General features: G+C 73.7%; 25 protein-coding genes and 1 pseudogene. 16 read left to right on the top strand and 10 right to left on the bottom strand.

What is annotated here, in order from left to right:
• Positions 1 to 60 precede the first annotated feature (60 nt).
• Positions 61 to 1,302: an MFS transporter gene (locus ACZ4U4_RS13740; protein WP_467873133.1), complete on the top strand. Its 1,242-nt coding sequence runs from the start codon at positions 61 to 63 to the stop codon at positions 1,300 to 1,302.
• Positions 1,303 to 1,523: 221 nt separating this feature from the next.
• Here ACZ4U4_RS13740 and ACZ4U4_RS13735 read toward each other — a convergent pair whose 3' ends face one another.
• The 4 genes from ACZ4U4_RS13735 to ACZ4U4_RS13720 form a co-directional block, all read right to left on the bottom strand.
• Entirely contained in the window at positions 1,524 to 2,231 is a 708-nt protein-coding gene (locus tag ACZ4U4_RS13735) for a class I SAM-dependent methyltransferase (RefSeq protein WP_467872821.1), read from the bottom strand.
• Between the two features lie 293 nt (positions 2,232 to 2,524).
• Positions 2,525 to 3,016, bottom strand: coding sequence for an NUDIX hydrolase (locus tag ACZ4U4_RS13730; RefSeq protein WP_467872819.1), 492 nt, complete (start codon positions 3,014 to 3,016; stop codon positions 2,525 to 2,527).
• 30 nt (positions 3,017 to 3,046) lie between these two features.
• Positions 3,047 to 3,652, bottom strand: coding sequence for a hypothetical protein (locus ACZ4U4_RS13725; RefSeq protein WP_467872817.1), 606 nt, complete (start codon positions 3,650 to 3,652; stop codon positions 3,047 to 3,049).
• 91 nt (positions 3,653 to 3,743) lie between these two features.
• Complete coding sequence (locus ACZ4U4_RS13720; protein WP_467872814.1) at positions 3,744 to 4,541, bottom strand: glutamate racemase; 798 nt, start codon at positions 4,539 to 4,541, stop codon at positions 3,744 to 3,746.
• Positions 4,542 to 4,679: 138 nt separating this feature from the next.
• On the opposite strand from ACZ4U4_RS13720, the gene ACZ4U4_RS13715 reads away from it, so the two are divergent.
• Positions 4,680 to 5,828 carry a glycosyltransferase gene (locus ACZ4U4_RS13715; protein ID WP_467873130.1) on the top strand — a complete coding sequence of 383 codons (1,149 nt, stop codon included), beginning with the start codon at positions 4,680 to 4,682 and terminating at the stop codon, positions 5,826 to 5,828.
• Between the two features lie 15 nt (positions 5,829 to 5,843).
• Here ACZ4U4_RS13715 and ACZ4U4_RS13710 read toward each other — a convergent pair whose 3' ends face one another.
• Positions 5,844 to 7,157 (bottom strand): TerD family protein, encoded by a 1,314-nt coding sequence (locus ACZ4U4_RS13710; RefSeq protein WP_467872812.1) that lies wholly within the window; start codon positions 7,155 to 7,157, stop codon positions 5,844 to 5,846.
• Between the two features lie 285 nt (positions 7,158 to 7,442).
• Here ACZ4U4_RS13710 and ACZ4U4_RS13705 point away from each other — a divergent pair, with 285 nt between their 5' ends.
• The 4 genes from ACZ4U4_RS13705 (at position 7,443) to ACZ4U4_RS13690 (ending at position 12,266) form a co-directional block, all read left to right on the top strand.
• Positions 7,443 to 7,889, top strand: a complete 447-nt coding sequence (locus ACZ4U4_RS13705; protein WP_467872809.1) for a DUF6643 family protein — start codon at positions 7,443 to 7,445, stop codon at positions 7,887 to 7,889.
• A 66-nt stretch (positions 7,890 to 7,955) separates the two neighbouring features.
• Positions 7,956 to 8,780, top strand: a complete 825-nt coding sequence (locus ACZ4U4_RS13700) for an MOSC domain-containing protein (RefSeq protein ID WP_467872806.1) — start codon at positions 7,956 to 7,958, stop codon at positions 8,778 to 8,780.
• A 207-nt stretch (positions 8,781 to 8,987) separates the two neighbouring features.
• Positions 8,988 to 9,593, top strand: coding sequence for an Rv1733c family protein (locus tag ACZ4U4_RS13695; RefSeq protein ID WP_467872804.1), 606 nt, complete (start codon positions 8,988 to 8,990; stop codon positions 9,591 to 9,593).
• Positions 9,594 to 9,824: 231 nt separating this feature from the next.
• Positions 9,825 to 12,266: a right-handed parallel beta-helix repeat-containing protein gene (locus tag ACZ4U4_RS13690; RefSeq protein WP_467872801.1), complete on the top strand. Its 2,442-nt coding sequence runs from the start codon at positions 9,825 to 9,827 to the stop codon at positions 12,264 to 12,266.
• On the opposite strand, the gene ACZ4U4_RS13685 is transcribed toward ACZ4U4_RS13690, so the two are convergent.
• Positions 12,236 to 14,677, bottom strand: coding sequence for a hypothetical protein (locus tag ACZ4U4_RS13685; protein ID WP_467872798.1), 2,442 nt, complete (start codon positions 14,675 to 14,677; stop codon positions 12,236 to 12,238). The two genes, ACZ4U4_RS13690 and ACZ4U4_RS13685, sit on opposite strands and share 31 nt — an antisense overlap.
• A gap of 261 nt (positions 14,678 to 14,938) precedes the next feature.
• Between ACZ4U4_RS13685 and ACZ4U4_RS13680 the strand changes: the two genes are divergently transcribed.
• From ACZ4U4_RS13680 to ACZ4U4_RS13670, 3 genes are all read left to right on the top strand, one after another.
• Entirely contained in the window at positions 14,939 to 15,571 is a 633-nt protein-coding gene (locus ACZ4U4_RS13680) for an AAA family ATPase (RefSeq protein WP_467872795.1), read from the top strand.
• A gap of 177 nt (positions 15,572 to 15,748) precedes the next feature.
• Positions 15,749 to 16,600 (top strand): DeoR/GlpR family DNA-binding transcription regulator, encoded by an 852-nt coding sequence (locus tag ACZ4U4_RS13675; RefSeq protein ID WP_467872792.1) that lies wholly within the window; start codon positions 15,749 to 15,751, stop codon positions 16,598 to 16,600.
• Between the two features lie 262 nt (positions 16,601 to 16,862).
• Complete coding sequence (locus ACZ4U4_RS13670) at positions 16,863 to 17,345, top strand: SRPBCC family protein (RefSeq protein ID WP_467872790.1); 483 nt, start codon at positions 16,863 to 16,865, stop codon at positions 17,343 to 17,345.
• A 26-nt stretch (positions 17,346 to 17,371) separates the two neighbouring features.
• Here ACZ4U4_RS13670 and ACZ4U4_RS13665 read toward each other — a convergent pair whose 3' ends face one another.
• On the bottom strand, positions 17,372 to 18,547 hold the full coding sequence (locus tag ACZ4U4_RS13665) for a PLP-dependent cysteine synthase family protein (protein ID WP_467872787.1): 1,176 nt from the start codon (positions 18,545 to 18,547) through the stop codon (positions 17,372 to 17,374).
• A 240-nt stretch (positions 18,548 to 18,787) separates the two neighbouring features.
• On the opposite strand from ACZ4U4_RS13665, the gene ACZ4U4_RS13660 reads away from it, so the two are divergent.
• The 5 genes and pseudogenes from ACZ4U4_RS13660 to ACZ4U4_RS13640 all read left to right on the top strand — a co-directional run.
• The gene (locus ACZ4U4_RS13660; RefSeq protein ID WP_030278956.1) at positions 18,788 to 19,075 is read left to right on the top strand and encodes a hypothetical protein; all 288 of its coding nucleotides are present in this window, start codon (positions 18,788 to 18,790) and stop codon (positions 19,073 to 19,075) included.
• 365 nt (positions 19,076 to 19,440) lie between these two features.
• Positions 19,441 to 19,947: an ATP-binding protein gene (locus ACZ4U4_RS13655; RefSeq protein ID WP_467872784.1), complete on the top strand. Its 507-nt coding sequence runs from the start codon at positions 19,441 to 19,443 to the stop codon at positions 19,945 to 19,947.
• 127 nt (positions 19,948 to 20,074) lie between these two features.
• Positions 20,075 to 20,305, top strand: a complete 231-nt coding sequence (locus ACZ4U4_RS13650) for a DUF4865 family protein (RefSeq protein ID WP_467872782.1) — start codon at positions 20,075 to 20,077, stop codon at positions 20,303 to 20,305.
• Positions 20,306 to 20,404: 99 nt separating this feature from the next.
• Positions 20,405 to 20,647: a DUF4865 family protein gene (locus tag ACZ4U4_RS13645; protein WP_467872779.1), complete on the top strand. Its 243-nt coding sequence runs from the start codon at positions 20,405 to 20,407 to the stop codon at positions 20,645 to 20,647.
• A gap of 7 nt (positions 20,648 to 20,654) precedes the next feature.
• A pseudogene (locus ACZ4U4_RS13640) lies at positions 20,655 to 21,020 on the top strand (phosphotriesterase family protein); the annotation flags it as partial.
• Between the two features lie 104 nt (positions 21,021 to 21,124).
• Here the strand turns inward: ACZ4U4_RS13640 and ACZ4U4_RS13635 are convergent.
• Together ACZ4U4_RS13635 and ACZ4U4_RS13630 are read right to left on the bottom strand one after the other, a co-directional pair.
• Entirely contained in the window at positions 21,125 to 21,514 is a 390-nt protein-coding gene (locus tag ACZ4U4_RS13635) for a PPOX class F420-dependent oxidoreductase (RefSeq protein ID WP_467872777.1), read from the bottom strand.
• Positions 21,515 to 21,808: 294 nt separating this feature from the next.
• Complete coding sequence (locus ACZ4U4_RS13630) at positions 21,809 to 23,038, bottom strand: ROK family protein (protein ID WP_467872775.1); 1,230 nt, start codon at positions 23,036 to 23,038, stop codon at positions 21,809 to 21,811.
• A gap of 301 nt (positions 23,039 to 23,339) precedes the next feature.
• On the opposite strand from ACZ4U4_RS13630, the gene ACZ4U4_RS13625 reads away from it, so the two are divergent.
• Complete coding sequence (locus ACZ4U4_RS13625) at positions 23,340 to 24,086, top strand: maleylpyruvate isomerase family mycothiol-dependent enzyme (RefSeq protein ID WP_467872772.1); 747 nt, start codon at positions 23,340 to 23,342, stop codon at positions 24,084 to 24,086.
• Positions 24,087 to 24,244: 158 nt separating this feature from the next.
• The gene (locus ACZ4U4_RS13620; RefSeq protein WP_467872769.1) at positions 24,245 to 24,895 is read left to right on the top strand and encodes a LysE family translocator; all 651 of its coding nucleotides are present in this window, start codon (positions 24,245 to 24,247) and stop codon (positions 24,893 to 24,895) included.
• Positions 24,896 to 24,933: 38 nt separating this feature from the next.
• On the opposite strand, the gene ACZ4U4_RS13615 is transcribed toward ACZ4U4_RS13620, so the two are convergent.
• Entirely contained in the window at positions 24,934 to 25,719 is a 786-nt protein-coding gene (locus tag ACZ4U4_RS13615; RefSeq protein ID WP_467872766.1) for a TetR/AcrR family transcriptional regulator, read from the bottom strand.
• Positions 25,720 to 25,859 lie beyond the last annotated feature (140 nt).

Below are 25,859 nucleotides of genomic sequence, written 5' to 3'. Positions count from 1 at the left end.
CGGGGCGGCGGCGTACCGCAGCCGACCGCCTGGCGCAGAGCGGCGGTGCTCGGGGCGCTCATGCTGGCCGCCTTCACCTTCAACACCGCGGAGAATCTGCCGGTCGGGCTGCTGGGGATGGTCTCCGGGAGTCTGCGGGTGTCCCTGTCCGCGGTCGGTCTGCTGGTGACCGGGTACGGCGTGGCGGTGGCCGTGGCGTCGCTGCCGCTCGCCCACGCCCTGCGGGCGGTGCCCCGACGCCAGGTGCTCGCGGGGCTGTTGGCCGTGCTGGTCGCGTCCAGCCTGCTGGCGGCGTCGGCCACGTCCTACGGACTGCTCCTCGTGGCGCGGCTGCTGACCGCACTGGCCCAGGCGGTGTTCTGGGCCGTGATGGGCCCGGTGGCGGTGGGGTTGTTCGCGCCCGGGGTCCGTGGGCGGGTGGTCGGCGCGCTCTCCGTCGCCGGTTCGCTCGCCCTCGTGCTCGGGGTCCCCGCCGGGGCCTGGCTGGGGCGGCAGAGCGGCTGGCAGCTGCCGATCGCCCTGCTGGCAGCTCCCGGGCTCGTCTCCCTGGTGACGATCGCCGTCCTGCTGCCGACCTCGCGTCCGGACGAGGCGCCCGCCGCCTACGGAAGCGACCCCGACGCCCGCCGGTTCGGGGCCGTCCTGGCGGCCGGGGCCCTCTCCGCGACCGGGGCGTTCACGGGATTCACGTACCTCGTGACGTTCCTGGACGAGGTCGGCGGGTTCGCCCCGGACGCCATCGGCGCCCTGCTCGTGGCGTTCGGCGTCGCCTGTCTGGTCGGGGTGGGCGTCACCGGTGCGCTGCTGGACCGCTTCCCGCAGGCCGCGTTGGGTGCCGCCGTGGCCACCCAGGCGGCCGGCATGCTCGGTCTGTACGCGGCCGGTACCCGTCCGGTGGCGGCGGTGGTGTTCCTGCTGCTGATGGGCGGTGCGCTCGGGCCGGTGTTCCAGGCCGCCCAGAACGCCGTGCTGCACTGCGCACCGGGGCGTACGGATACCGCCTTCGCCGCCAACTCCGGTGCGTACAACGCCGGCATCGCGGCGGGCGCCGCGCTCGGCGGGCTGGTCCTGCCGTCGGCCGGGGTGCGGGGCGCCTTCCTCGTCGGTGGGGTGCTGAGCGTGGGGGCGTGTGCGGTGCTGCTCGGTACACGGCCGGCGCCCGGGCCGCGGGGCGGTCATATCCGGGGCAGGTCCTGCCGTCGTCCTCCGGAGGGCAGCTGCTACCGGAAAGCAGGACGCGGCCGCTCCTTCGCGCGCGGCTCGGAACCGTCGGCCTCCGGCCCGGCCGGCCCCTGCCGGTGAGCGTCATCGCCGCGTCCCTGTACAAGGAGCCCTGGGGCGGGCGCAGTTCGAGGTACGCGTCGAAGCGCAGGTCCACGGGGTGGGCGAGACGGGAGGAGACGTCCTCCTCGCCTTGCCGAGCATGCCGCCCGAGGGACGCGTCCAGCGCGGGAAGGCTGTGCACCGGTACCGGAGCCCGGCGCCGGCCACGTCACCGCCGACGACCTGTCACCAAGCCTCCGCTATGCGGACGGCCGTCGCGCACACAGCAGGAGAGCGGCGGGCTCTTCACCGGCGTCGCCCTCCGCCGGACCGACAGGAGCGAAGGTCACATCGGTGAACCCGCTGGTCCGCAGGGCCTGATCCAGCGCCTCTCGGCCCCAGCGGTGCACCGACAGCTGGACCGGGGGCACGGCGTGGATCGTCAGGGTGCACACATCACCGTCCCGGACCGGCGTGGGGCGGTGGATCGACAGGGCGTCACGGACCTCGCCGGACGGCAGGTCGGCGTTGCCCACGACGGTGACCAGGCGTCCATCCGGTTCAAGATGGGCGAACAGGCTCCCGCACATCCGGAACAGGGACCGCAGGGAGTCGGCGTAGTGCAGGACGCTGATCGCCGTGACCACGTCGAAGACGCCGATCACGTCCATGCGGGCGAGGTCGGCTCTCCGGTAGGCGAGGCCGAGCGGTTCGTATTCCTCCAGGTCCTGCGCCACGGCCACCATTCCCGCGCTCGAATCCACCCCGAGTACCTCGGCCGCGCCGTGTCGGCACAGGAGTCGGCTGTAGACGCCGGTTCCGCATCCGGCGTCCAGCACGGTGACGCCGTCCAGCGAGCCCACGGCCTCCAGTACGGCCGGTATCTCCGCACGGTCTCGGTAGGGTTTGATCGCCCGCTCGATCTCGGCGGCACGAGGGGCGATACCGTCATACTGCGTAGTGGACATGTCACCCTCATGGATAGATGCGTCACCCGCAGCTGCCTGGCCATCCTCCGCTCACGCCCGGACGGCTACAGGCCTTGAGCCCATCGGCGGGCTGGCAGTACCTCATCCCCCGCCGTTCCCGGTGGGCCTGGGCGGAACCCGCGTCCCACGGTCCGACCGGTGGAACGTCATTCCCCCATCTCTTGACGCTAGGTCCTGGCGACGTGAGCCGCATTCCCGCGGCCCGGGCGCTTCGCCGCGGCGTCGGCGCCCGGCCCGGGGAGTCGGCCGGCGGACACCGCGCACGCCCGCCCCTACGACAACGCCGGCACCTCGCCCCGCCCCTCGAACCACGCCTCGCCCTCCTCCGCCGCGCGGCGGATCCGGACCAGCGCGAACTCCTCCAGCTCCGGGAGCGCGTCCAGCGCGAACCACGCCACGTCCAGCGACTCGTCGTCGTTGACGCGCGCCTCGCCGCCGACCGCCCGGCAGCGCAGCGTGGTGTCCATGAACTGGCAGACGTCGCCGTTCGGATAGGTCAGCGGGGGCAGCGCCTCGACGAGGACGACGCGCTCGGGGACGACCCGGACCGCCGTCTCCTCGAAGACCTCGCGGACCGCCACGGCCGCCGGCTGCTCGCCGGGCTCGGCGATGCCGCCGATCACCGACCAGCCGCCGGTGTCCGCACGGCGGCCCAGCAGCACCCGGCCGTCGTCGTCGAAGACCACGGCGGTCACCCCGGGCAGCCACAGCAGCCGGTGTCCGATGTGTGAGCGCAGGTCACGGATGAAGTCGGGGGTTGCCATGCCTGCACTGTAGAGGAACGGGGTGCTCCCCTACGGGGTGGCCGTGGGGGCCGGGATGCGGCTGCGGATGCAGCGGGCCGCGCCCTCGGCGTCGTCGACGGTGACCGTGAAGGTCCGGCCGTCGCGGAGGGTGAGGACCACCGCCTCGCCGCGCCGGACCACGATGGCCGTGCCCTGCTCGGGACGCCAGCGGTAGCCCCAGCCGCCCCAGTGGCGCGGTGTGACCCAGGGAGCCGTCTCGACGCCGACGACCCCGGAGAGCGGGATCCGGCGCCGCGGCACCCCGATGTGCCCGCAGCGCACCTCCATGGACTCCCGGTCGACCTGGACGTCGACATGGACGAAGGCGAGCGTGCCGAAGAGGACCAGCAGACCTGCCGCTACGCAGCCGACCACCGCCATGACCAGCGGAATCATCGAAGAGGTCCACCGGCTGTCGACGGCCAGCTGCACACCGAGCGCCAGGCAGGCCACGCCGATCGCGGCCAGCAGCCACTGGATGCGGTTGGTGGCGCTGCCGTGCCACACCTCGGGGATCTGCGCGTGCGCGCCGGAGAGGTGGGCGTCGTCGCCGGAGCCGGAGGGGTGGGGGTGCGCGTCGGGGGCGGCTGCCCCGTCGTGGGGGTGGTCCCTCATGCCACGCAGCGTACGCGCCTTCCCGCCCGCGGGCAGCGTGTCGCCCGCCACGTCAGCGGGTCCCCGCGCACGGCCGCGTACTCCGGTGCGGTCAGCGGCGTCCGGCCGGCGCGGCGGCGCCGGGGGCCAGCAGCCGGCCCTCGGCGTACGTCAGGGCGAGGGACGGCAGCACGCCGGGTCGGCCGCTCTCGATCATGTGCAGGGCGCCGGTCGGCGCGGCGTCCGGCGCGGGCCCGGCGCCGATCCGCCGCAGCGCCTGGGCGGCGACCGCGTCGGCCGAGCCGTACAGCGCGAGGGCGGGCGCGCCGGGCTGCTGGAGGGCCTCGCGGATGGCGTCGGCGACCAGCTCGTAGTGGGTGCAGCCGAGGACGACGGCGCGGACGCCGCGCGGGGTGCGGGCGGCGGCAGCCGCGACCGCGGCGGCGATGGCCCGCTCGTCGGCCGCCTCGACGGCGTCGGCGAGACCGGGGCAGGGCACGGCGGTGACGTCCACGCCCGCGGCGAACTGCTCGATCAGCCCGCGCTGGTACGGGCTGCCGGTGGTGGCCGGGGTCGCCCAGATGGCGACCGGGCCGCCGGAGGCCGCGGCGGGCTTGACCGCCGGGACGGTGCCGATGACCGGGATGCCGGGCTCCAGCTCGGCGCGGAGCGCGGGGAGGGCGCTCACGGAGGCGGTGTTGCAGGCGACGATCAGCGCGTCCGGACGGTGCGCGGCGGCGGCGCGGGCGCAGGCCAGCGCGTGCGCCACGATGTCGTCGGGGGTACGCGGACCCCAGGGCATGCCGTCGGGGTCGGTGGAGAGGACGAGATCGGCGTCCGGCCGGAGCCGGCGCACCGCGGCGGCCGCGGGAAGCAGGCCGGTACCGGAGTCCATCAGCGCGATCTTCACCCGGGCACCTTACTCGCCGGCCGCCCGACTTGTCATACCGGGCCGGGCGCTCCGGACGGGCGCGCCGCCGCCCCGCCGGGCGCCGGGAACACCCCGCCGCCACGCCCGCCGTGCGGCAGACTGCGGCCCGTGGGAGCGATGGAGTGGATCGGTGCCGGGTCGCTGGCGGCGTGGGTGTGGCTGCTGCTGGGGCAGGGCTTCTTCTGGCGTACGGACATCCGGCTGCCCGCCCGTACGGAGCCGGAACGGTGGCCGTCGGTGGCCATGGTGGTACCCGCCCGGGACGAGGCCGGGGTGCTGCCGGTGAGCCTGCCGTCGCTGCTGGCGCAGAAATATCCGGGCCGGGCCGAGATCTTCCTCGTCGACGACGGCAGCACGGACGGCACCGGCGCCCTGGCCCGCGCGCTCGCCGCCGAGCGGGGCGGGCTGCCCCTGACCGTCGTCTCCCCCGGCGCGGTGGAGCCCGGCTGGACCGGCAAGCTCTGGGCGGTACGCCACGGGATCGCGCGGGCGCGGGAGCGGACGGATGCGGAGTATCTGCTGCTGACGGACGCCGACATCGCCCATGAGCCGGACAGCCTGCGGGAGTTGGTGGCGGCGGCGCGGTCGGCGCGGCTGGATCTGGTGTCGCAGATGGCCCGGTTGCGGGTGGCCACGTTCTGGGAGCGGCTGATCGTCCCGGCGTTCGTGTACTTCTTCGCGCAGCTCTACCCGTTCCGGTGGGTGAACCGGCCGGGCGCCCGGACCGCGGCGGCGGCCGGCGGCTGTGTGCTGCTCCGTGCGGACGCCGCCGAACGGGCGGGCGTGCCGGAGTCGATCCGGGGCGCGGTGATCGACGATGTGACGCTGGCCCGGGCGGTCAAGGCGTCCGGCGGGCGGATCTGGCTGGGGCTGGCGGAGCGGGTGGACAGCGTGCGGCCGTACCCGCGGCTGGCCGAGCTGTGGCAGATGGTCGCCCGCAGCGCCTACGCCCAGCTGCGCCACCAACCGCTGCTGCTGCTCGGAACGGTGCTGGGGCTCGCGCTGGTGTACCTGGCGCCGCCCGCCGTGCTGCTGGCAGGGGCGGTGGCGGGCAGCGCCGTGGCGGCAGGGTGCGGCGGCGCGGCGTGGGCGGTGATGTGCGGGACGTTCCTGCCGATGGTGCGGTACTACCGCCAGCCGTGGTGGACGGCGCCGCTGCTGCCGTTCACCGCGCTGCTGTACCTGCTGATGACGGTGGACTCGGCACTGCGGCACCACCGGGGCCGCGGGGCGGCGTGGAAGGGCCGGACGTACGGCGTGCCGTGAGGGCCGCGCCGCCGGTCACTTCTTGGCGGGCGACCATTTCAGGCCCCAGCCGTATGCCTGATCGACGGTGCGCTGCGGGCTGACGCCGGGCTCCGGGACGAGGTAGCGGGCCTCGCGGTGGACGACGAGTTCGCCGCCGGTGTTAGTGATCAGAGCGAGGGCGCAGACCGTCGAGGGCACCGTGCAGGCGTCGAGGGTGAACTCGACGGGCGCGCCGTGCTGCGGCTGAAGGGTGACGGACGCGGTCAGCCCCTGGAAGCTGCGGGCACCGGCGTAGACGGTGACGAAGAGCAGGATGCGGCGGATGCGGCTCTGGTGGTCGAGGTTGATGGTGAGGTTCTCGCCGGTCGCGACGGCGCCGGTGCGGTCGTCGCCGTCGAGCTGGATGTAGGGCGGGGCGTGCAGCGCGCCGAAGCTGTTGCCGAGCGGGTGGACCACCCCGGCGCTGCCGTCGGTGAGTTCGTAGAGGGCGCACAGATCGAGATCGAGGTCGCCGCCGGGCGGCAGCAGCCCGCCGCGCGCCCCGAGCGCCTCCATGGCCTTGCGCCCGAGCTTCTTGCCGAACCGCTTGGCGGCCCCGGCGCCGGTCCAGTTGAGATTCACCCGCATCGCCCCGCCGGTGCCGCCCTGCTTGGTGAGCGAGACGGACGGCGCCTCCTTCGTCAGCGTGACCTTGGTGAGGCTGACGGGGGCGGGGGTCACAGGAGGCGGGGGCGGGCCCGCGGGCGCCGCTCCCGGGTACGCGCCGCCCGGTGCAGGGCTCGCGGGTGCCGGAGGGGACGCCGGGGCGACCGGCTCCGACGGCTCCGCCTCGACGCTGATCCCGAAGTCGGTGGCGAGGCCCGCGAGGCCGGTGGCGTACCCCTGGCCCACCGCGCGGAACTTCCATCCGCCCTGGCGGCGGTAGAGCTCACCGAGGACGAAGGCGGTCTCGGAGGTGGCGTCGGCGCTGTCGAAACGGGCCAGTTCGGCGCCGCCCGCCGCATCCAGCACCCGGATGTGCAGGCCGGGCACCTGCCCGAAGGTGCCGCCGTCGGCGGAGGCCGCGAGCACCACGGTGTCCACTTCGCCGTCGACGGCCGCGAGGTCGACGGCGAGGGTGTCGGTCCGTGCGTCACCGGAGCTGTTCCCGCCCTCGTACCGGACGGCGCCCGAGGCGTGGACCGGCTGGTTGTAGAAGACGAAGTCGCCGTCGTCGCGCACCCGTCCGGAGACCAGGAGAAGGGCGGAGGCGTCGACACCCGGCACCCCCGGTGCGGCCCGCCACCCCAGCTCGACCCGCACGGCCCCCGCCGCCACCGGAACGTTCCCGCCCTTGAGCATCGCCATCTCGGCACCCTTCTCGCTTCCCGCACCCCACCGGCCTCACGGAACCCTTCCGTCCCGCCAGTCGCCCCGTCAGTCACGCCTGCACCCAACCTACTTGGCCGGAACGGGGTGTGAACGTCCCCTGTTCACTTGCGAGAAGCGAGGTCTTTACGCATTTTCTACGGGTGATCTCGCCCGATTTTCACCATTTAGCCACCATTACGGGCAGGAGGTCACCACCGCCCCGCGAAACAACCCGCATTCCAGGCTCCCCAATCGGCACATCGTGGGCTTAACTTAAGAGGTATGACCTCCCCCCGCTCTACCTACGGCGGCGGCTACTACGCTTCGCCGTCCTTCCCGGACACCCCCATCTACGACAGTCTCGTCGCCGAACGCGGGACGCCGCAGATCGCCCCGATCCGGGTCAACCCGGCGCCGTACGACACCGGCTCGTCGTACCTCCCGGCGCTCCCGGCGGCACTGCCCGCCGCCCCGTCGCATCCGTCGCCCGGAGCGGGCTACCCCGGTGCCGCGGCACCGGTCGCCCCGCTCCAGCACACGCCTGCGCCGTACATCCCGCAGCAGCCGGTCACCCGCAGCCACCCGGCCGCCCCGCAGCCGCCGCGCCCGCCCATGGGCACCGGCTACGAGGCGATGCGCCCGGCCGCCCCCGTCGCTCCGGCACCGCAGCGCGGCCCGGCGCCGTACGACGACCCGTACGGCCGCTCCTACCAGCCCCGGGGCTACTGACCCGGAGCGGGGGTGCGGGACCGGCCTCCCGGGTCGACTGTCGGTGGTGGCTGGCAGGATGGGGACATGCCCGAGCCAGTACTGCGTGACATTCATCTGTACCCGGTCAAGTCTCTTGCGGGGGCCGGTCCCGCCGAAGCGGTCGTCGAGCCGTGGGGCCTCGCCGGGGACCGGCGCTGGATGCTGGTCGACGCCGAGCGCCGGCTGGTGACCCAGCGGCCGCACCCGAAGCTGGCGCTGGCCGCCGCCGAGGGTCTGCCGGACGGCGGCGTGCGGCTCACCGCGCCCGGGATGGAGCCGCTGACCGTCGAGGTGCCGGAGCCCGGCCGGACGATCACGGTCGGGATCTGGCGGGACGAGGTCGAGGCGGTACCGGCGGGCTCCGCCGCGGCGGCGTGGTTCAGCCGATATCTGGAGACGCCGGTGCAGCTGGTGCACCTCGACGCGCCCGGCGAGCGGCGGCCCATCGATCCGCAGCACTCCCGTCCGGGCGACACCGTCTCCTTCGCCGACGGCTATCCGCTGCTGCTCACCACCACCGCGTCCCTGGACGCCCTCAACTCCCTCATAGCCCAGGGCGACCACGCCGACGAGGGCCCGCTGCCGATGGACCGCTTCCGTCCCAACGCGGTCGTCGACGGCACCTCCCCGTGGGCCGAGGACTCCTGGCGCAGCGTGCGGATCGGCGCCGTGGTCTTCGACGTCGCCAAGCCCAGCAGCCGGTGCGTCGTCACCACCACCGACCAGCGCACCGCCGAGCGCGGCAAGGAACCGCTGCGCACCCTGGCACGCCACCACCGCATCTCCGAACGCCCGGTCTTCGGCCAGAACCTCATCCCGCGGAACACCGGCACCATCCGCGTCGGCGACCCCTTCGAGATACTCGGCTGAGCCCCCGGACCGGGCGCCGACGCAGGCCGTACGGCCGCCGCGGGGCGCTCCGGAACGGAGGCCGTGGTGCGGTGCGCGCCCGCGCGCCGCACGGCCACCGGCGCCCGGCGGGGCCGCGGGGATGAGCCGGAACGCCGGTCGTGGTGTGCCGAAGCCGCGCACGAGCGGCGTCGGATGGGGTATTCAAGGAGTCGGAGAGGGGGCCCGGTGAAGCCAGTGAAACCCGGTCTGCGCGCGCGGTGGTGCAATCCGCTGCGCCGCCGTACCGACCATGTCGAGTCCTTGCTGACCGTGCTCGCCGTGCTGCTGATCGCCCTGGGAGCGCCGTGGGCGGGGGTGCGGACGGGCGTCGCGGTGCACGACAGGCTGCTGGCGGCGGTGCGCTCCCAGGCCGCCCACCGCCATCTGGTGTGGGCCACCGTCGACCGTCTCGCCACCCGTGCCCCGATGGACCCGGACCCGGAGACGTCCTCACGGCAAGACTCCCATCTGCGGGTCATCGCCCGGTGGACGGCGTGGGACGGCAGCCCCCGTACCGGCCGGATCGGCGCGCCGCGCCCCGTCGAGCCCGGTGACCGCTTCCGGATCTGGACCGACGACCGCGGCATGGTCATCCCCCGCCCGATGGACGAGTCCACCGCCGCCACCCATGCGACGCTGGCCGGCCTCGGCGTCGCCGCCTGTGTCGGCGGGCTGGTCGAGGGTGCCCGCCGGCTGGCCGTGCGGCAGCTGATGGTGCGCCGCTACCGCCGCTGGGACGAGGCGTGGGCGCGCGCGGGGCAGACCTGGGGCCGCGCGGACGCCGGGAACTGACCCGTTCCGGAGCCCCGCGGCGCACGCCGCGGACGTCTGCGCCGGGCCCGTGCGTCCGTGCGTCCCCGCGTCCGGCCGAGGCTGTCCGACCTCGTCAACTACCGCCCGCCGGGCGCGCTACGGTGGTGCAGCCAGCCACTCGGCTGGGGCCCGGGCAGCCGTATGCGGACATCAGCGGACGGAACCTGCCGGGCCGTCAAAAGCCACACGAGGTGGGGGCACGACAGCACCATGGCACAGGGCTCGGTCCAGGTGACGCACTCCGGAACATCCCGCTGGCGACGCCGCACGGGCGAGTACAGCTCGCTCTCCGCAGCGCTGGAGGCCGCGGGGGACGGTGATGTGCTGACCGTGCCGGCGGGGACGTACCGCGAGAATCTGGTGTTGCAGCGCGCGGTGACGCTGCGCGGCCCGGACGGGGCGCGCGGCTCGGTGCGGATCGTCCCGGCCGACGGCGTCGCACTGACGATACGCGCGTCCGCGATCGTCCACGATCTCCACCTGGAGGCGACGGATTCGGCGTCGCCCGCCGTCCTGGTGGAGGACTGCGCACCGGAGCTGGTGGGCCTGCGGGTGGTGACCCGCTCCGCGGCCGGCGTCGAGATACGCGGCGGGGCGCGGCCGACGGTACGGCGGTGCACGGTCGACAACGCCGGGGGCGTCGGCATCAGCGTGCTGGACGGCGCGGGCGGCGTCTTCGAGGAGTGCGAGGTGGTGGCCGCGGGGCAGGCCGGGGTCGCGGTCCGCGGCGGCGCCCATCCGCGGCTGGAGAGCTGCCGGATCCACCACGCCTCCGGCGCCGGTCTGTGGCTGCACGGCGAGGGCAGCGCCCTGGAGGCGGTGGGCTGCGAGATCTACGAGATCAAGGGCACCGGCGTGCAGGTCGCCTCGCGCGCGACCGGGCATCTGACGGACTGCACCGTCCACCGCACCTCGGCCGACGGCGTCACCCTCGACACCGATGCGGTACTCACCCTCGCCGACTGCGACATCCACGACATCCCGGAGAACGCCGTCGATCTCCGCTCCCGCTCGGTCCTCACCCTGACCCGTTCCACGGTGCGGCACTTCGGACGCAACGGCCTGTCGGTGTGGGACCCGGGCACCCGCGTGGACGCCAACCAGTGCGAGATCCACGACAGCACGGGCGACTATCCCGCGGTGTGGGTGAGCGACGGCGCGACGGCGGTGCTGGACGCCACCCGGGTGCACGACGTGCCCGACGCGCTGTTCGTCCTCGACCGCGGCTCGCGCGCCGATGTCGTCGACTGCGATCTGTCGCAGGTGCGCAACACCGCGGTGTCGGTCAGCGACGGAGCGACGGTGCAGCTGGACGACTGCCGGATCCGGGAGGCGGCGACGGGTGCGTGGTTCCGCGACCACGGCAGCGGCGGCACCCTCGCCAACTGCGTCATCGAGGGTGCGCAGACCGGCGTCATCGTCACCAAGGGCGCCGATCCCACCGTCGAGGGCTGCACGGTCGGCTCGCCCACCGAGGCCGGCTTCTACGTCTCCGCCGAGGGCCGCGGCACCTTCCAGAACTGCCGGGTGACCGGCAGCTCCGGCTTCGGCTTCCACATCATCGACGGCTGCCGCACGACGCTGACCCGCTGCCGTACGGAGCGGTGTGCCCGCGGTGGCTACGAGTTCGCCGACGGGGCGTCCGGCGACGGCACCGGCGGCCCGACCGTCACGGACTGCACCAGCGACGAGAGCCGGACCGCGGCGCCCGCGCCGTCCACCGGGGCGGCGCCGGCGGTGCAGCAGGCGACGCAGACCACCGGGCTGCTGGGCGGGGTGCCGGCGCAGGCCGCCGCGCGCCCGGAGGCAGCGCCCGCGGAGGCGGAGCCCGAGGCACCGCGGCGGCCGTCGGACGAGGTGCTCGGCGAACTCGACACCCTGGTGGGGCTGGAGAGCGTGAAGCGGGAGGTCCGCAGCCTGATCAACATGATCGAGGTGGGGCGCCGGCGCCAGCAGGCGGGCCTGAAGGCCGCGTCCGCCCGCCGCCATCTGGTGTTCACCGGCTCCCCCGGCACGGGCAAGACGACCGTCGCCCGGCTGTACGGCGAGATCCTGGCCTCCTTGGGGGTGCTGGAGCGCGGGCATCTGGTCGAGGTGTCGCGGGTGGATCTGGTGGGTGAGCACATAGGCTCGACCGCGATCCGCACCCAGGAGGCGTTCGACCGGGCGCGCGGCGGGGTGCTGTTCATCGACGAGGCGTACGCCCTCTCCCCCGAGGACTCCGGGCGGGACTTCGGCCGGGAGGCCATCGACACGCTGGTGAAGCTGATGGAGGACCACCGGGACGCCGTGGTGGTGATCGTCGCCGGCTACACCGCCGAGATGGCGCGCTTCCTCGCCGTCAACCCCGGTGTGGCGTCCCGCTTCTCGCGGACCATCACCTTCGGCGACTACGGCGCGGAGGAGCTGCTGCGGATCGTCGAGCAGCAGGGCGAGGAGCACGAGTACCGGCTGGGCGAGGGGGCCGACGAGGCGCTGCTGAAGTACTTCACGGCGCTCCCGAAGGGCCCGTCGTTCGGCAACGGCCGTACGGCGCGGCAGACGTTCGAGGCGATGGTCGAGCGGCACGCGGGCCGGGTCGCGCAGCTCACCGACCCGAGCACCGACGACCTGGCCCTGCTCTACCCCGAGGACCTTCCCGAACTTTCCTGAGCTGTATGCGGATTGCCGCCCGTCTCCGGTGCTCCGGAGGCTGGCTTCGTCGTGGTGCGCTGTCCCGGCAGGGCCGTGCCGAGGCGGGCGAGGAGTTCCCCGCGGGCCCGGTCGAAGGCGGGATCGGCCTGGTAGTCGCCGTGGCCGAGGATCTGGGCGGGCAGCGGGTGCTGGAGGGAGCGGCCCAGGGTGAGCGGGTCGTGCAACGGTCCCTCGTCGACGCGTCGCCCCTCCTCGGTGGTGAGGCGGATCGGGCCGCCGATGGGGTCGGTGAAGCGCCAGAGGTTGCGCCAGTCGTCCATCTCGCGGTGGAGCCCGGTCAGGAACGCCGGGCCGAAGAACGCGGGAAACCAGCGGCCGTAGAGGCGCTCCAGCGGGGATCCGTAGGTGAGCAGGGCGACGCGGCTGCGGGTGACGAGGTCGAGCTGCCAGACGGCCGCCGCGGCGAGCACGCTGCCCTGGGAGTGGCCCGAGATCACCAGCCGTCCGTCGAACCGCTCGGTCCAGGTGGCCATCCGCCAGGTGAGGTCGGGGACGGCGCGCTCGGCGTAGCAGGGGGGCGCGAAGGGGTGGGCGGCGCGCGGCCAGAAGGTGCCGACGTCCCAGAGGATGCCGATGGTGCGGCGGGCGGAGCGGTCCCGGTAGGCCCGCCGTCCGGTGGCGAGCAGGAGCAGGACCCCGGCGCCCATCAGCCAGGAGCCGAGGGCGGACGCGGTCTCGGCGGCGGCGTGCACGGCGGGCGGCGCGCCTTCGGTGGCGGGGCCGGGCGCGCGGCCGGTGCACCAGGCGCCGAGAACGGCACCGGCGCCGAGCAGGAGGGTGACGGCGGCGGTGGCGGCGACCAGGACCGGCGCGGAGTCGGTGAGTCCGGCGCGGGCGATGGTCCCGGCGATCTTCCCGGTGAGCCAGGCGTCGGGCTTCTCCCGGTCGCCGTAGAGACCGGGGACGTCGGCGGCGACGCGGCGGCTGACGGTACGCACCCGCAGCCCGGCGAGGAGCACGACGGCGACCACGACCAGCAGCAGGACGGGGATGACCGACGCCTGCCAGGAGAGCAGCACCGGCGGCCCGGCCATGGCCGCTCCGGGCTCGCCCGGGGTGGCGTCACCGTCGATCCAGTCGGCGAACCGCTGGGCCGCTCCCCCGGACAGCACACCGCCGACCGCGCAGGCGAGCAGGGCGACGGCGGGGCCGCCCATGCCGTTCAGCGCGGCACGGGCGTCGCCGCGGGAGGCGCGGTGCAGGACCCGGGCGGTGAGCACCAGCGCGAGGACCAGGGCTCCTTGGAGGACGGTGAGGATCCCGAAGCCGGCGACGCCGGGCAGCGCGCCCGCGGTGGTGGTCATGGGGCGCTGCCATGCGGCGTATACGGCGGTCAGGGCGAAGGCGCCGAGGGCGGTGTAGGGCAGGGCGCGGACGACGGCGCGGTCCCGGTCGTCGTCGGGCACCGCCTCGCTGCGGGCGGTGCGTCCGATGACGGCGAGGGTGGTCGCAGCGAGCACCGCGAGCAGGACGGCGAGGACGTCACCGGTGACGGTGAGCGCGGATCCGGCGCCGCTCCGGGCATCGGTGGTGCGGACGGCGCAGAGCACGGCGGCGGCGACGGTCAGCACGCCCGCGGTGGTGTGGGCGGTGCGCAGCCGGGCCACCACGCGGCGGCCGTACCAGAAGCCGTCGAGGCTGAGGGCGGTGCGCTCGTCGGGCGGGGTGTTGCGGGAGGTGCCGGGGCGGCGGGGCGGCGGCGACGCCGACTCGTAGGCGCTCCAGGTGCGGTGGGAGAGCCAGGTCAGCAGGGCGATGACGAGGAGCGGCAGGGCGGCGGCGAGGACCAGCCGGCGGCCGGGCAGGCTCCACCAGCCGCCCTGGGACGGGTTGACGAACCCCATCCAGGACCTGCCGGCGACGCAGGAGGCCGTCCCGGCGCACTGCCAGGCGGTGAGGTCGAGGGCGATCTCGCAGGCGGCGGCCGTCAGCAGGACGGTGAGGCTGAGGGCGAGGGCGCGGACGAGGATGTCGTAGACGCGGTGGGCGGGGTGGCGGGGCGGGCCCGCGGGGCGCATCCAGTGGGCGAGGTTGGCGACCATGAAGGGCAGCAGGACGAGCCAGAGGGCGCGGGCGCCGTTCCCGGAGGTGAGGTTGGACCAGCAGTACGCCTCACGCACCGGGGTGTCGCGGTAGTCCTCGGGGCGCTGCTCCGCGTCGGCGTCCTCGCTGCGGCGGTAGCAGGCCGCGGTGTCGTCGCCGGTGATCAGGGTGGTGCGGGGCTCGCCGAGCATGTCCTGTGGTGTGGTGCCGCCGACGCCGTGCACCAGCAGCTCCAGGGCGAGTTGCGGTGGTCGGTCGGCGGTGGTGTCCGTGGTGTCGTGTGGGCGTGGCGGTTGCGCGTGCGGTGTCGTGTCCGCGGTCTCCACTGTGTCCCCCGTAGTCCGAGCGGCGCCGGCGGCGCCAGGTCCTCACACAAGGATCACCTTTCCCCGCCGCGGAGTTGCACTCCCCTCCCGAAAGAGTGCTCTTCGCCCGATAAATACCCCCGTGGCCCCAGGGAGGCCCGATTCCGCACCTCCCGACCGGCTGCCGCCCGCGCCCGTCACGCCTCCCCGCCGCTCCGCGGAACGGCCCGCTCCACCCGTTCGCGGGCAGCGCCTCGGCGGGCCACCTTCTAAGGTCGGCTCATGCTTCTGTGGCTCAACGGCCCTTTCGGGGGCGGCAAAACACAAACGGCGTTCGAGATCCGGCGGCGGTTGCCCGGCAGCGTGGTCTGTGATCCGGAGGAGGTGGGGTTCGGCCTGCACCGGATGACCCCGCCGGCCGTCCGCGGCGACTTCCAGGACTTCCGGGCCTGGCGGCAGGGGGTGTACGAGGTCCTCGACCTGGTGCTCTCCCGCCATCCCGGCCCGGTGATCGTTCCGATGACCGTCGTCGAACCGGCGTACTTCGACGAGACGGTGGGCCGGTTGCGGGAGCGCGGCCACGACGTACGGCATTTCGCGCTGCTGGCGGAGCGCGAGACGGTGCTGCGGCGTCTACGGGAGCGGGGCGCGGGGCAGGTTCTGCGCTTCGTCACCGGTAAGGAGAGGCAGCTGCTGCGGGAGAGCTTCGCGGTGCGGAAGCTCGATCTGTGCCTGGAGCGGCTGCGGGGGCCGGAGTTCGCCGAGCACGTCCGGACCGACCGGATCACGGTGCCGCAGGTCGCCGACCAGGTCGCCGCCTCGGCGGGCCTGACCCTCACCCCGAACACCGACGGCCCGGTGCGGGGCGGGCTCCGCCGGACGTGGACGGGGCTGCGGCACATCCGGCTGTACTGAACGGGCCGGACGCGTGTGCGGCACCTGCGGCCGTTGCTCCGCCGCCCCGCTCAAGGCGGGCGGCGCGCGCGTCCGACCGCGTTGTCGGTGGCTCGTGCGAGGATGAGCCAAACGATCGGGACGGGCGGCGGAGCGCAGGTGACGCGCCGGTGAGCTGGGCGGAAGGGACGGGCCGGGGTGAGTGACAACCAGAATCTGCTGGCCGAGCAGCGGCGGGCCCTGATCCTCGAAGAGGTCAGGCGGCGCGGTGGTGCGCGGGTCAATGAACTCACCCGCAGACTCAGCGTCTCGGACATGACGGTCCGCCGCGATCTGGACGCGCTGGCCCGGCAGGGCATGTTGGAGAAGGTGCACGGCGGCGCGGTTCCGGTCGGCGAGCCCAGTGCGCACGAGCCGGGTTTCGAGGCGAAGTCGGCGCTGGAGCTGAGCGCCAAGGAGGACATCGCACTGGCGGCGGCGCAGATGGTCGCCCCGGGCAGCGCCATCGCACTGGCCGGCGGCACCACCGCCTATGCGCTGGCCCAGCAGCTGGTGGACGTGCCGGATCTGACGGTGGTGACCAATTCCGTGCGGGTCGCCGATGTCTTCTACACCGCGCAGCGGGCGACGGCGAGCGGCGGCGCGGGCCCCCGTGCCGGTGCGGCGACGGTGGTGCTGACGGGCGGGGTGCGCACCCCGTCGGACACCCTGGTCGGGCCGGTCGCCGATGCCGCGATCCGCTCCCTCCACTTCGATCTGCTCTTCCTCGGGGTGCACGGCATATCGGTGGAGGCGGGGCTGTCCACGCCGAACCTCGCGGAGGCGGAGACCAACCGCCACTTCATGCGCTCGGCGCGGCGGGTCGTGGTGGTCGCCGACCACACCAAGTGGGGCACGGTGGCGCTGAGTTCGTTCGCGGCGTTGGAGCAGGTCGACGTGGTGGTGACCGATGCCGGCCTCACCCCTGAGGCGCGGGAGCGGTTCGCGGAGCTGCCGCCGGAACTGGTGGTCGCGGGCGAGCCGTGGCAGGACGCCGAGGGAGAGGAGTGACGGGCCGGCGCCCAGGCACCTGCCGCAGAGCGACGAACGCCAACTGGCACTATTTGCCGATCAGTTGACGTCTCGCCGGGAGGCGGAGCCGAGCCGTGCGTCCGGCACGGACGAAGGTGCGGCTTTCCGGGGCCGTGGCACCGCAGACATCTGTGGTCGGGGCCTCTAGGATCCGCGACGCCGGTCCACCGAGGGCCGGGGCTTCGCGGGCGGCCCATGGTGTCCGCGCTGTCGCACCGCTCCACCCGTTGGGAGTTGCTCCATGCGTCGGCTCCGCCCCGTAGAACTGGACTTCGCCCGGTCCGCGCCGCTGCGGCTGGTCTTCTCCGCCCGGCTCGGTGCGCCGCCCTCGGCGGTGTATGCGGCGCTTACGGAGGACATCGGAGGGTGGGCGTGCTGGTTCACCGGGGTCGCGGCGGCCGTACCGGCGGACGGTGGCGCGGGCCGGGACGTACGGCTGACGGGCGGCACCCGCTTCCTGGAGACGGTACTGGCGGCGCAGCCGGAGGCGCGGTACGCCTACCGCGTGGACCGCACCAACGCCCCGGGCCTCCGGGCCCTGCTGGAGGATTGGCAGCTCACCCCGGACGGCGACGGCACCCGGCTGCGGTGGACGTTCGCCGCCGACGGTCCGGGGCCGCTGCGTCTCGCCCTGCTGCTGGCACGGCCGGGCCTGGGCCGGGCCTTCCGGGTGTCGGCCCGGACGCTCGACCGACGGCTCGCCCGGGCGAACAGTGGCAGCTGACCGCCCGGGGCGGCGGCCGCCCGTGCTCAGTCGGGCCAGACGCCCGTGCTCAGGAAGGTGTCGATCGTGCGGGCGTACGGCGCGATGTCCAGGCCCTGGGCGGCCAGCCAGTCGTCCGAGTAGTACTTGTCGAGGTAGCGGTCGCCCGGGTCGCACAGCAGGGTGACGACGGAGCCGGTCCGTCCGGCGGCGTGCATCTCGGCGACGATCCTCAGGGCGCTCCACAGACCGGTGCCGGTCGAGCCGCCCGCCTTGCGGCCGATGGCCGTCTCCAGGGCGCGTACGGCGGCCATGCTCGCGGCGTCGGGGACCTTCATCATCCGGTCGATCGCGCCGGGCACGAAGCTCGGTTCCATCCGGGGGCGGCCGACGCCCTCGATCCGGGAGGGGGTCGTGCAGTGCGCCGAGGCGTCGCCGGTGAGCCAGCCGTCGAAGAAACAGGAGTTCTCCGGGTCGGGGACGCAGATAAGGGTGTCGTACTGCATGTAGTGGACGTAGCGGGCGATGGTGGCGGAGGTGCCGCCGGTGCCCGCGGTCGCGACGATCCAGGCCGGTTCGGGGTACCGCTCCAGGCGCAACTGCTCGTAGATCGATTCGGCGATGTTGTTGTTGCCGCGCCAGTCCGTCGCCCGTTCGGCGTAGGTGAACTGATCCATGTAGTGGCCGCCGGACTCCGCCGCGAGCTGCGCGGAGACCTCGTAGACGGTGCGCGGATCCTGTACGAGGTGGCAGGTGCCGCCGTGGAATTCGATCAGCCGGGTCTTCTCGCGGCTGGTGGTCGCCGGCATCACCGCGATGAACGGGACCCCGATCAGTGAGGCGAAGTACGCCTCGGAGACGGCGGTGGAGCCGCTGGATGCCTCGATGACGGGCTTGCCGGGGCGGACCCAGCCGTTGCACAGCCCGTAGAGGAAGAGGGAACGGGCGAGGCGGTGCTTGAGGCTGCCGGTGGGGTGCGTCGACTCGTCCTTGAGGTAGAGGTCGATGCCCCACTCCTCGGGGAGCGGGAAGCGCAGCAGGTGGGTGTCGGCGGTGCGGTTGGCGTCCGCCTGGACCTTGCGGACGGCCTCCTTCAGCCAGCTGCGGTAGTCCGGATCGGTGTGGTCGACGTCGACGGTCGGCGTCGGGGCGTGGACGGCTGCCTGCGGTGCGCCGTCGGCGCCGGCGCGGTGCGGGGTGTGCGGCTGCTGTGCGGTGCTCACCGGAGCGCTCCTCAAGGGTTGTGAGCCCGTACGAAGCGGCGGGCCGAATTCGACTATAACCACCTCGCGCACGCTTCTCACCTGCATAAACACCCCTTTGGGAGGCCCCAAGGAGAGCCTGGACGACAGGTGTTCGCGCGGACCGGCCCCGGAGGCACTGGTGCCCGGCGCGAAGGCCGTGCACACTGCCCCCATAGGGGGCGGTGAGGGGCACCTGCCCATGGCGAGGAGGTGGCGGGCATGGCCGAGCCAGAGTTCAATGCGACGGGTGTGCACATCGAGCGATCACTGCGGTCCCTGACCCGGGCCGGGCAGGTCGTGATCCGGGACGGCAGGCTCGCGTTGCTGACGAGTTACGGCAAGGAGATCGACAGTGCACCACTCCGGGCGGTTCAGGTGCACAAGCCCCTGTTCGCCGCCCGCGACCGGGCCCTGGCCCGCCTGAACGGCAATCGTTACTCCCTGACCTTGGGCGCCCCCGACCGCTTCCTCGACGCGGTACAGGCGGCCCACACCCCGCGGACCTGAACACCGCGGGCGACCGGCTCTTCCGTCACGGCTCCGCCACCGGCCGGGCCGTCCACACCCCGCGTGCCCGGGGGAAGCCCGGGCCCGTATCCAGCCGCTGCGCCGTTCGGGGGACGGCCGGCGGCGGCACACAGGGGGCGCGGATACCACCTCGGAAGGGGCGCGCAGCGCATTCCGCGCGCGGGGTGCGTACGGATGGCGGCGGCGCGGCCGGGCTGCGGTTGCGGGAGCATCGCTCCGGGCCGACCCTGGACCTGTATCACTGAGGGTTCACCGGCAATGACGCCGCGGTGCGCGGCGGGCGTTGCCGGTTTCGGTCTTCGCCCCGCCCTGCGGGACGCCCGGCCTCGTCAGGGAGTCGCGTCGTGATCAGGCAGCCCAGCAGACACTGCACGGTGGAACTCCAGGCCCTCCCGGCCCGCATCGGACAGGTGCGCCGCATCATCTCGGCCCAACTGCGGTACTGGCGCCTCGATCCCCTGGTGGACCCGGCCACGCTCGGCCTCACCGAACTCCTCGCGAATGTGCACCGGCACGCCCGCACCAGCAAGCAGTGCACCGTCCAACTCTGCGTCCTGATAGATCAGTTGACGGTCTCCGTGCACGATCACGATCCACGCCTCCCACAGCTGCGGGCCGCCGGCACCTGGGAGACCTGCGGGCGCGGTCTGGCCCTCATCGCGGCGCTCAGCGAGAGCTGGGGGGTACGCCCGGACGGCGCCGGAAAGGTCGTGTGGTTCACGCTGCCGGCACTCACCCTCGCACCCCAGGAGCGGGTACCGACTCCACCTCCCTGGACCGGTGCGCCACTCGAACACACCTGGACGGCAGCCGACCCACGCACCCGGATACGGGGCGCAGGGGTCGGCTGAGTGTTTCCGGCCCGAGAGGGCCGCTCCTCGGAGGCCGGAAAGCGACTTCCCCGACCGGCGCCGCCGGGCTCCGGTCCGTCCGCTGACACCGCCCCTCGCCTCGCCCCGGGAGCCCGTCACTTACGCCATGCAGTACACCCGCATCCTTCCCACCGACTACGACATGGAGATCATCCGGAACTACGTGCGCACCCGGGGACATCTGCTGGACGACTTCGCCGGGCTCGGCCTCCAGGCGTATGGGATGCGCGTGCGGGGCGACGGCTCGCCGGTGAACGCGTATGCGCCGTTCTACCTACCTCTGGACGGGCCCCCGGGCCATGAACCGCTTCCTGGCCGGCGACGGATCCCGGCGTGATCCGCGACTTCGGGCAGCCGCCGATCCGGCACTGGCAGGGGCTCTTCCGCCGGGCAGGACCCGCGGTGGACACCGTGCCGCGCGCCTACTCGGTACGGAGTGCCGGACTGCCCGAGGACGCCGACCCGGGCACGGCGTTCGCCAAGGCGGCAGCAGGACACGAGCGGTTGGCGCGGACACCGGGTGCACACGACGGCGATGGCGTACTCCCCCGCGAACTGGGAGGCCGTGCACTTCACCCTCTGGGCGGGCGAGGCACCCGACGACGCCGGTGACCGCTACCAGGTGTTGCGCCTCTCCGCGCCGGATATCGGTGCGCTCGGCGAAGGGCGGCTGTGGTGACGGAGCCGGCGAACCAGGCAGCGGGCCGCGCCGCCATCCGTACGGTGCGGGGCGACATCGCGCCCGAGGACCTGAGCGTGTGCGATGCGCGCGTACGGGCCCGCTCCTGGCGTTCGACGGGCCCTCGCTGACGCCCCACGCCACCGATTGGCGGCTGCCCGACGCACTCCGGTCGCTTGCCGACGCGGGGCACGGCACACAGCTCCTGCTGGGCGGCGACACCACCAGGGCCGCCGCCCGGGCGGTGAACGGCGGGCCCGGTATGCCTCGTCTGCTGCGCCGCCAACGTCCCCGGCCGGCGGAGGTGTTGGGTCCGGAGCTGGTGACGCGGGTGCTGACCGTGAATCGGGCCCGCGCGTTCGCCGCCGTATGGCCGCCGGAGGGCGGCGGGCGCCGGACCGCCGACGGCTGGGCACCGTCCGGCGGGCGACCGGGCAGGGACGCGGAACGCGGTCGGCGGCGGGGCGCCCCGCGGGGTCAGCGGGGGAAGGTGACGGCGATGCCCACATGGGGTCGCTTGCCCCGGCGGAGCAGGGCGCCGCCGGTGTCGAGGATGCGGAAGCGCAGTCCGTACTTGCCTGCCATCGCGCGTCGCACCCGGGCCAGGCCCTGGGGTTCCTCCATGAGGCGGGCGGTGCCTTCGAGGGTGACCGCGCCCTCGGTGAGATTGCCCCGTACGTCGCACGGGGTGACCGTCACCCGGGTGTCGCGGCGCAGCCGTTTGACCTTTCCGCTGTCGCTGCGCGTCCACACCAGCAGTTCGTCCCCTTGGGCGACGGACCAGACCGGGGTCGCCACCGGGGCGCCACTGCGCCGGTACGTGACGAGGCTGACGTAAGGGCTGCGGGCCACGGCTTCGGCAATCATGGCGGCAGCCTACGGGCGCGCCCCTGCTCCGGTCGACCGGGGCAAGCAGCCCGGCCGACCCGACCTGCGCGGCCGACTCGCTGCGGCCGCCCGCTTCACCTTCTCCTTCTTCATGTCACACAACGTAACCGGGACCACTGACAACGCCGTCGGCCGATCGCCGCCAACCGACCTTCCGGAGGGGGTGATTGGCAGGCCCCCGACTCTCCCACCTGCCCGCATGACGAATGGCGGCGGTTTCTACGAACTTCTCTGGTAACACTCCGTACAGGATGGCGGAAGCGCCAGATCCGCCTACGCCCGATGGCCCTCCTGTACGACCAGCGGGTCGTCCAGCACCGGCTGCCAGGCGAGTTCCGCCGCGCCGACGAGGCTGTTGTGGTCGAGGCCGCAGGGCAGGATCGGTACGCCGCCGCTGCGGCCCCACAGGCTGCGGTCGGCGACGACGGCACGGAGCCGTTCCGGGTCGGTCTCCAGAAGGGTGCGGTGCAGTCCACCGAGGATGATGCGGTCCGGGTTGAGGATGTTCACCAGCCCGGCCAGGCCCAGTCCGAGGCGGTCGATGAGAAGGTCGGCGGCGGCGCGTACGGCCGGATCGTCGTACGCGGTGCGCAGCAGGTCGGCGGCCTGATGGAGCAGGGAGCCCTCGGGGCCCGGGGGGCGTCCGGCCGCGTTCAGGAAGGACAGCGGGTCGGTCTCGACGTCCAGACAGCCCCGGCTGCCGCAGTGGCAGGGGGCGCCCTCGGGGTGCACCGTGAGGTGGCCCACCTCCAGGGCGAGCCCCGAACTTCCGCTGTGCAGGCGGCCGTCGATGACCAGGGCACCGCCGACGCCCCGGTGCCCGGAGGCGACGCAGAGCAGATCCCGGGCGCCCCGTCCGGCGCCGTGCCGGTGTTCGGCGAGGGCCATGAGGTTGACGTCGTTGCCGCTGGTCCCGATCGTCTCGGTGACGCCCGGGATCGCGGCGTCGGCGAGCGCACGCCGGAAGATTTCCCGTACGGGGGCGCCGGCGGGCCAGGCGAGGTGGAGCGGGTTCAGCGCCTCGCCGTCCGGCTCGGCGACGGCGGACGGCACGGCGAGACCCGCCCCCAGGCAGCGGCGGCCGGTCTCCCGCAGCAGCCCGGCGCCCGCGCCGACCGCCTCGGCGAGGACATGGGCCGGGTCGGCGGGGATGATGCCGCTTCCCGTGGTGGTGGCCACGATGCGCCCGCCGAGTCCCACCAGTGCGACGCGGAAGCCGTCGGCGTGGATCTGCGCGGCGAGCACCACCGGGCCGCGCTCGTTGATGAACAGGCGGTGCGACGGCCTTCCTTGGGAACCGGCGGAGGCGGTCGGCCGGGAGTCGACGATGATCAGGCCGAGGGCTTCCAGCTCCGCGGCGACGGCTCCGGCGGTCGCGCGGGTCACGCCGAGTTCCGAGGTGAGGACCGCGCGGGTGGGGGCGCGTCCGGTGTGTACGAGCTCCAATGCAGGTCCGAGGGAGGCACGGCCCCGCTCCAGCCTGGTTGTCCGAGTCTGGGTCACGCCTCCATTCTGGCTTTGTATCGTGTCGGAACAAAAACGGTGGGTCCCCCGTGCCGGATTCGAGGCGCACGGCCCCCCGCCGCCCCTCGCCGTGCCCCTCCAAACACGTCAACGCGCCGCCACCGGAGGGCCGGTCACTCCGCAGACCTCTGCGCCATACATACGGATATGGATCGGGAAAACGGGCAACTGGTGGGGAAGCCCGAAACGGGCGTCGGGGCCGGTCCCGAGTGGTGGGATCACCGCCGGTGAGCGGGGGTGTCGGGTTCCGTTGTCAGTGGTGGCTGGCAGACTCGGGGGCATGGAGATCACCGAATTCGTCGAAGCACTGCGGCTGGACGGAGCGCTGCTGGCCGCCGCCGCGGAGGAGGCCGGACCCGAGGCCCCGATTCCGGCGTGTCCGGAGTGGCGGATGCGCGATCTGGTCGTCCACGTGGGCCAGGTGCACCGCTGGGCCACGCGGTATGTGACCGAGGGTCTGGAGCAGCCGTCGGCACCGGAAGCCGCGCCGGACCTCACCGACGAGGAGTTGGTGCCGTGGCTGCGCGAGGGCCATCACCGGCTGGTGGTGGCGCTGCACGAGGCGCCGGACGCGCTCACCGCGTGGACGTTCCTGCCCGCCCCGTCGCCGCTCGCCTTCTGGGCCCGGCGGCAGGCGCACGAGACCGCCATCCACCGCGCCGACGCCCAGCAGGCTCTCGGCGCCACCCTCACCCCGCTGCCGCGCGCCTTCGCCGTGGACGGCATCGACGAGATGCTGGCCGGGCTCCACAGCCGCAAGCGCAGCCGGGTGCGCACCACGGAGCCGAAGACCCTGCGGGTGCGGGCGACGGATGCCGCCGATGCGGAGTGGACGGTCCACCTGTCCGAGGCGCCGCCGCGTACCGTGCGGGCCTCCGGGGAGGACGCGGCGGCGGCCGACCTGAGTGTCGAGGGGCCCGCCGAGGCGCTCTACCTCACCCTGTGGAACCGCGCGCCGTGGAAGGACCTGACGGTCAAGGGCGACGAGGGCCTCGTCCGGCTCTGGGAGGAGCACGGCGGGATCTGAGGGGAGCCGGGAGGGAGCGGTCGCCTCGCGCAAGCCACGGCGGGCCCTTCCCCACGGCCTTCTCCGCGAGCGGTGGAGGGAGCGGACAAGGCACCACATGGTCGCAGGCTGCTAGGTTGCGTGGCGTCCAAAAGGAACGCGCGTACGGGGGTTGTGTCGTGATCGGGCTGGGAGCAATAGCGGGGATCGCCGCGGTGGAGTTCGGCATGGTGCTGACGCCGGGGCCGAACATGATCTACCTGGTCTCCCGCTCGATCTCCCAGGGCCGCCGGGCGGGGTTGATCTCGCTGGCCGGGGTCTTCCTCGGTTTCCTGGCCTATCTCTTCGCGGTCTCCGCCGGTATCGCCACCGTCTTCGCGCTGGTGCCGGAGATCTACCTGGCGATCAAGCTGGCCGGGGCGGGCTATCTGCTCTGGCTGGCCTGGAAGGCCGTCCGGCCGGGCGGCCGATCCGCCGTCACGGCCGAGGAGTTGACGCCGGACAGGCCCCGCAAGCTCTTTCTGATGGGCTTTGTCACCTGCCTGCTCAACCCCAAGGTGGCCATCCTCTACATCTCGCTGCTGCCGCAGTTCGTCGACCCGGAGCGCGGCCATGTCGGTCTGCAGGGGCTGCTGTTGGGGCTGGTCCAGATCGCGGTGGGGGTCGCAGGCAATGCGTTCTTCATCGTGACGGCCGGATCGGTCGCCGGGTTCTTCGGCCGGCACCCGCTCTGGCAGCGCCTGCACCGCTATGTGACGGGCACCGCGCTGGCGGGCTTCGCCGTCAAGATCGCCACCGAACGGACGGGCGCCGCGGTCGCCCTGCGCTGACCGCGGGGTAGCCCGCCGCGGGGAGACCGGCCGTCGCCTCAGACGGCGCCCGGGTCTGCGGTCAGGCCCACGCCCTCCGCCAGCCGTCGGGCCGTATGGGCGAAGAAGGCGTCACGCTCCTCCACCACCCGGTGGAACTGGCCGAACAGCTCGAAGCTGATGAGGCCGAAGAGCTGGGCCCAGGTGGCGACCAGGGCCGCCATGACAGGCGCGGGCAGATCGATGTCCAGCTCCGTCATGAGGGTGCGCGCATCGGTCGCGACCTCCTCGGGCAGCGGTCCGGGCGGCTCGTGGAGCGCCCCGGCGGCATGGGCGTCGCCGACGACGGCGATCAGTGCGAGGGCGACCCGTCCGGCCGGCTCCGCTGTCGCCTGCGGGGCGTCGTAGCCGGGGACGGGCGTGCCGTAGAGCAGGGCGTACTCGTGCGGATGGGCCAGCGCCCAGGCGCGGACCCCGCCACAGACGGCGACCCAGCGTTCGACGTATCCAGGTTCGACGTATCCGGCCGCGCCCGACCGGCCCGCCGCGGCCGTCCCACCGGACTCGGCCGGTCCGCCCGCACCCGCTCCGCCCGTACCGGGGTCCGCCGCCTCCGCCGCCGCGCCGATCGCGTGGTACGCGTCGAGGATCAGGGCGGTGAGCAGGTCGTCGCGGCTGGGGAAGTAGCGGTAGAGCGCGGAGGAGGCCATTCCCAGGGCGCGGGCCACCGCGCGCAGGGAGAGCTTGGCGGCGCCCTCGGCCGCGAGTTGGGTGCGGGCCTCGTCCTTGATGGCCGCGGTGATTTCGCTGCGGGCCCGTTCCCTGGCCCCTCGGATCGCCGTCATGGCGAGGAGTCTGCCATCCATCGGATCACCGCACCACAAAGAGTCCGGTGAACCAAAACGAGAGCACTGCTCTTGCATACGCGCAGGACGCTCGTGCACACTGATCTCAGGAAAGAGCAGTGCTCACACTTTGGCGGTCG

The organism is Streptomyces sp. NPDC029159, assembly GCF_055564055.1.
Note: the sequence above shows the minus strand (reverse complement) of the source record. Positions and strands in the feature narration are given on the sequence as shown.

What these genes read in the sequence shown, in the direction of transcription:
- ACZ4U4_RS13740 (WP_467873133.1), top strand. Translation starts at nt 61, where the DNA reads ATGCTGGCCGCCTTCACCTTCAACACCGCGGAGAATCTGCCGGTCGGG.
- ACZ4U4_RS13735 (WP_467872821.1), bottom strand. Translation starts at nt 2,231, where the DNA reads ATGTCCACTACGCAGTATGACGGTATCGCCCCTCGTGCCGCCGAGATC.
- ACZ4U4_RS13730 (WP_467872819.1), bottom strand. Translation starts at nt 3,016, where the DNA reads ATGGCAACCCCCGACTTCATCCGTGACCTGCGCTCACACATCGGACAC.
- ACZ4U4_RS13725 (WP_467872817.1), bottom strand. Translation starts at nt 3,652, where the DNA reads ATGAGGGACCACCCCCACGACGGGGCAGCCGCCCCCGACGCGCACCCC.
- ACZ4U4_RS13715 (WP_467873130.1), top strand. Translation starts at nt 4,680, where the DNA reads ATGGAGTGGATCGGTGCCGGGTCGCTGGCGGCGTGGGTGTGGCTGCTG.
- ACZ4U4_RS13710 (WP_467872812.1), bottom strand. Translation starts at nt 7,157, where the DNA reads ATGGCGATGCTCAAGGGCGGGAACGTTCCGGTGGCGGCGGGGGCCGTG.
- ACZ4U4_RS13705 (WP_467872809.1), top strand. Translation starts at nt 7,443, where the DNA reads ATGACCTCCCCCCGCTCTACCTACGGCGGCGGCTACTACGCTTCGCCG.
- ACZ4U4_RS13700 (WP_467872806.1), top strand. Translation starts at nt 7,956, where the DNA reads ATGCCCGAGCCAGTACTGCGTGACATTCATCTGTACCCGGTCAAGTCT.
- ACZ4U4_RS13690 (WP_467872801.1), top strand. Translation starts at nt 9,825, where the DNA reads ATGGCACAGGGCTCGGTCCAGGTGACGCACTCCGGAACATCCCGCTGG.
- ACZ4U4_RS13680 (WP_467872795.1), top strand. Translation starts at nt 14,939, where the DNA reads ATGCTTCTGTGGCTCAACGGCCCTTTCGGGGGCGGCAAAACACAAACG.
- ACZ4U4_RS13670 (WP_467872790.1), top strand. Translation starts at nt 16,863, where the DNA reads ATGCGTCGGCTCCGCCCCGTAGAACTGGACTTCGCCCGGTCCGCGCCG.
- ACZ4U4_RS13660 (WP_030278956.1), top strand. Translation starts at nt 18,788, where the DNA reads ATGGCCGAGCCAGAGTTCAATGCGACGGGTGTGCACATCGAGCGATCA.
- ACZ4U4_RS13650 (WP_467872782.1), top strand. Translation starts at nt 20,075, where the DNA reads ATGCAGTACACCCGCATCCTTCCCACCGACTACGACATGGAGATCATC.
- ACZ4U4_RS13635 (WP_467872777.1), bottom strand. Translation starts at nt 21,514, where the DNA reads ATGATTGCCGAAGCCGTGGCCCGCAGCCCTTACGTCAGCCTCGTCACG.
- ACZ4U4_RS13625 (WP_467872772.1), top strand. Translation starts at nt 23,340, where the DNA reads ATGGAGATCACCGAATTCGTCGAAGCACTGCGGCTGGACGGAGCGCTG.
- ACZ4U4_RS13615 (WP_467872766.1), bottom strand. Translation starts at nt 25,719, where the DNA reads ATGACGGCGATCCGAGGGGCCAGGGAACGGGCCCGCAGCGAAATCACC.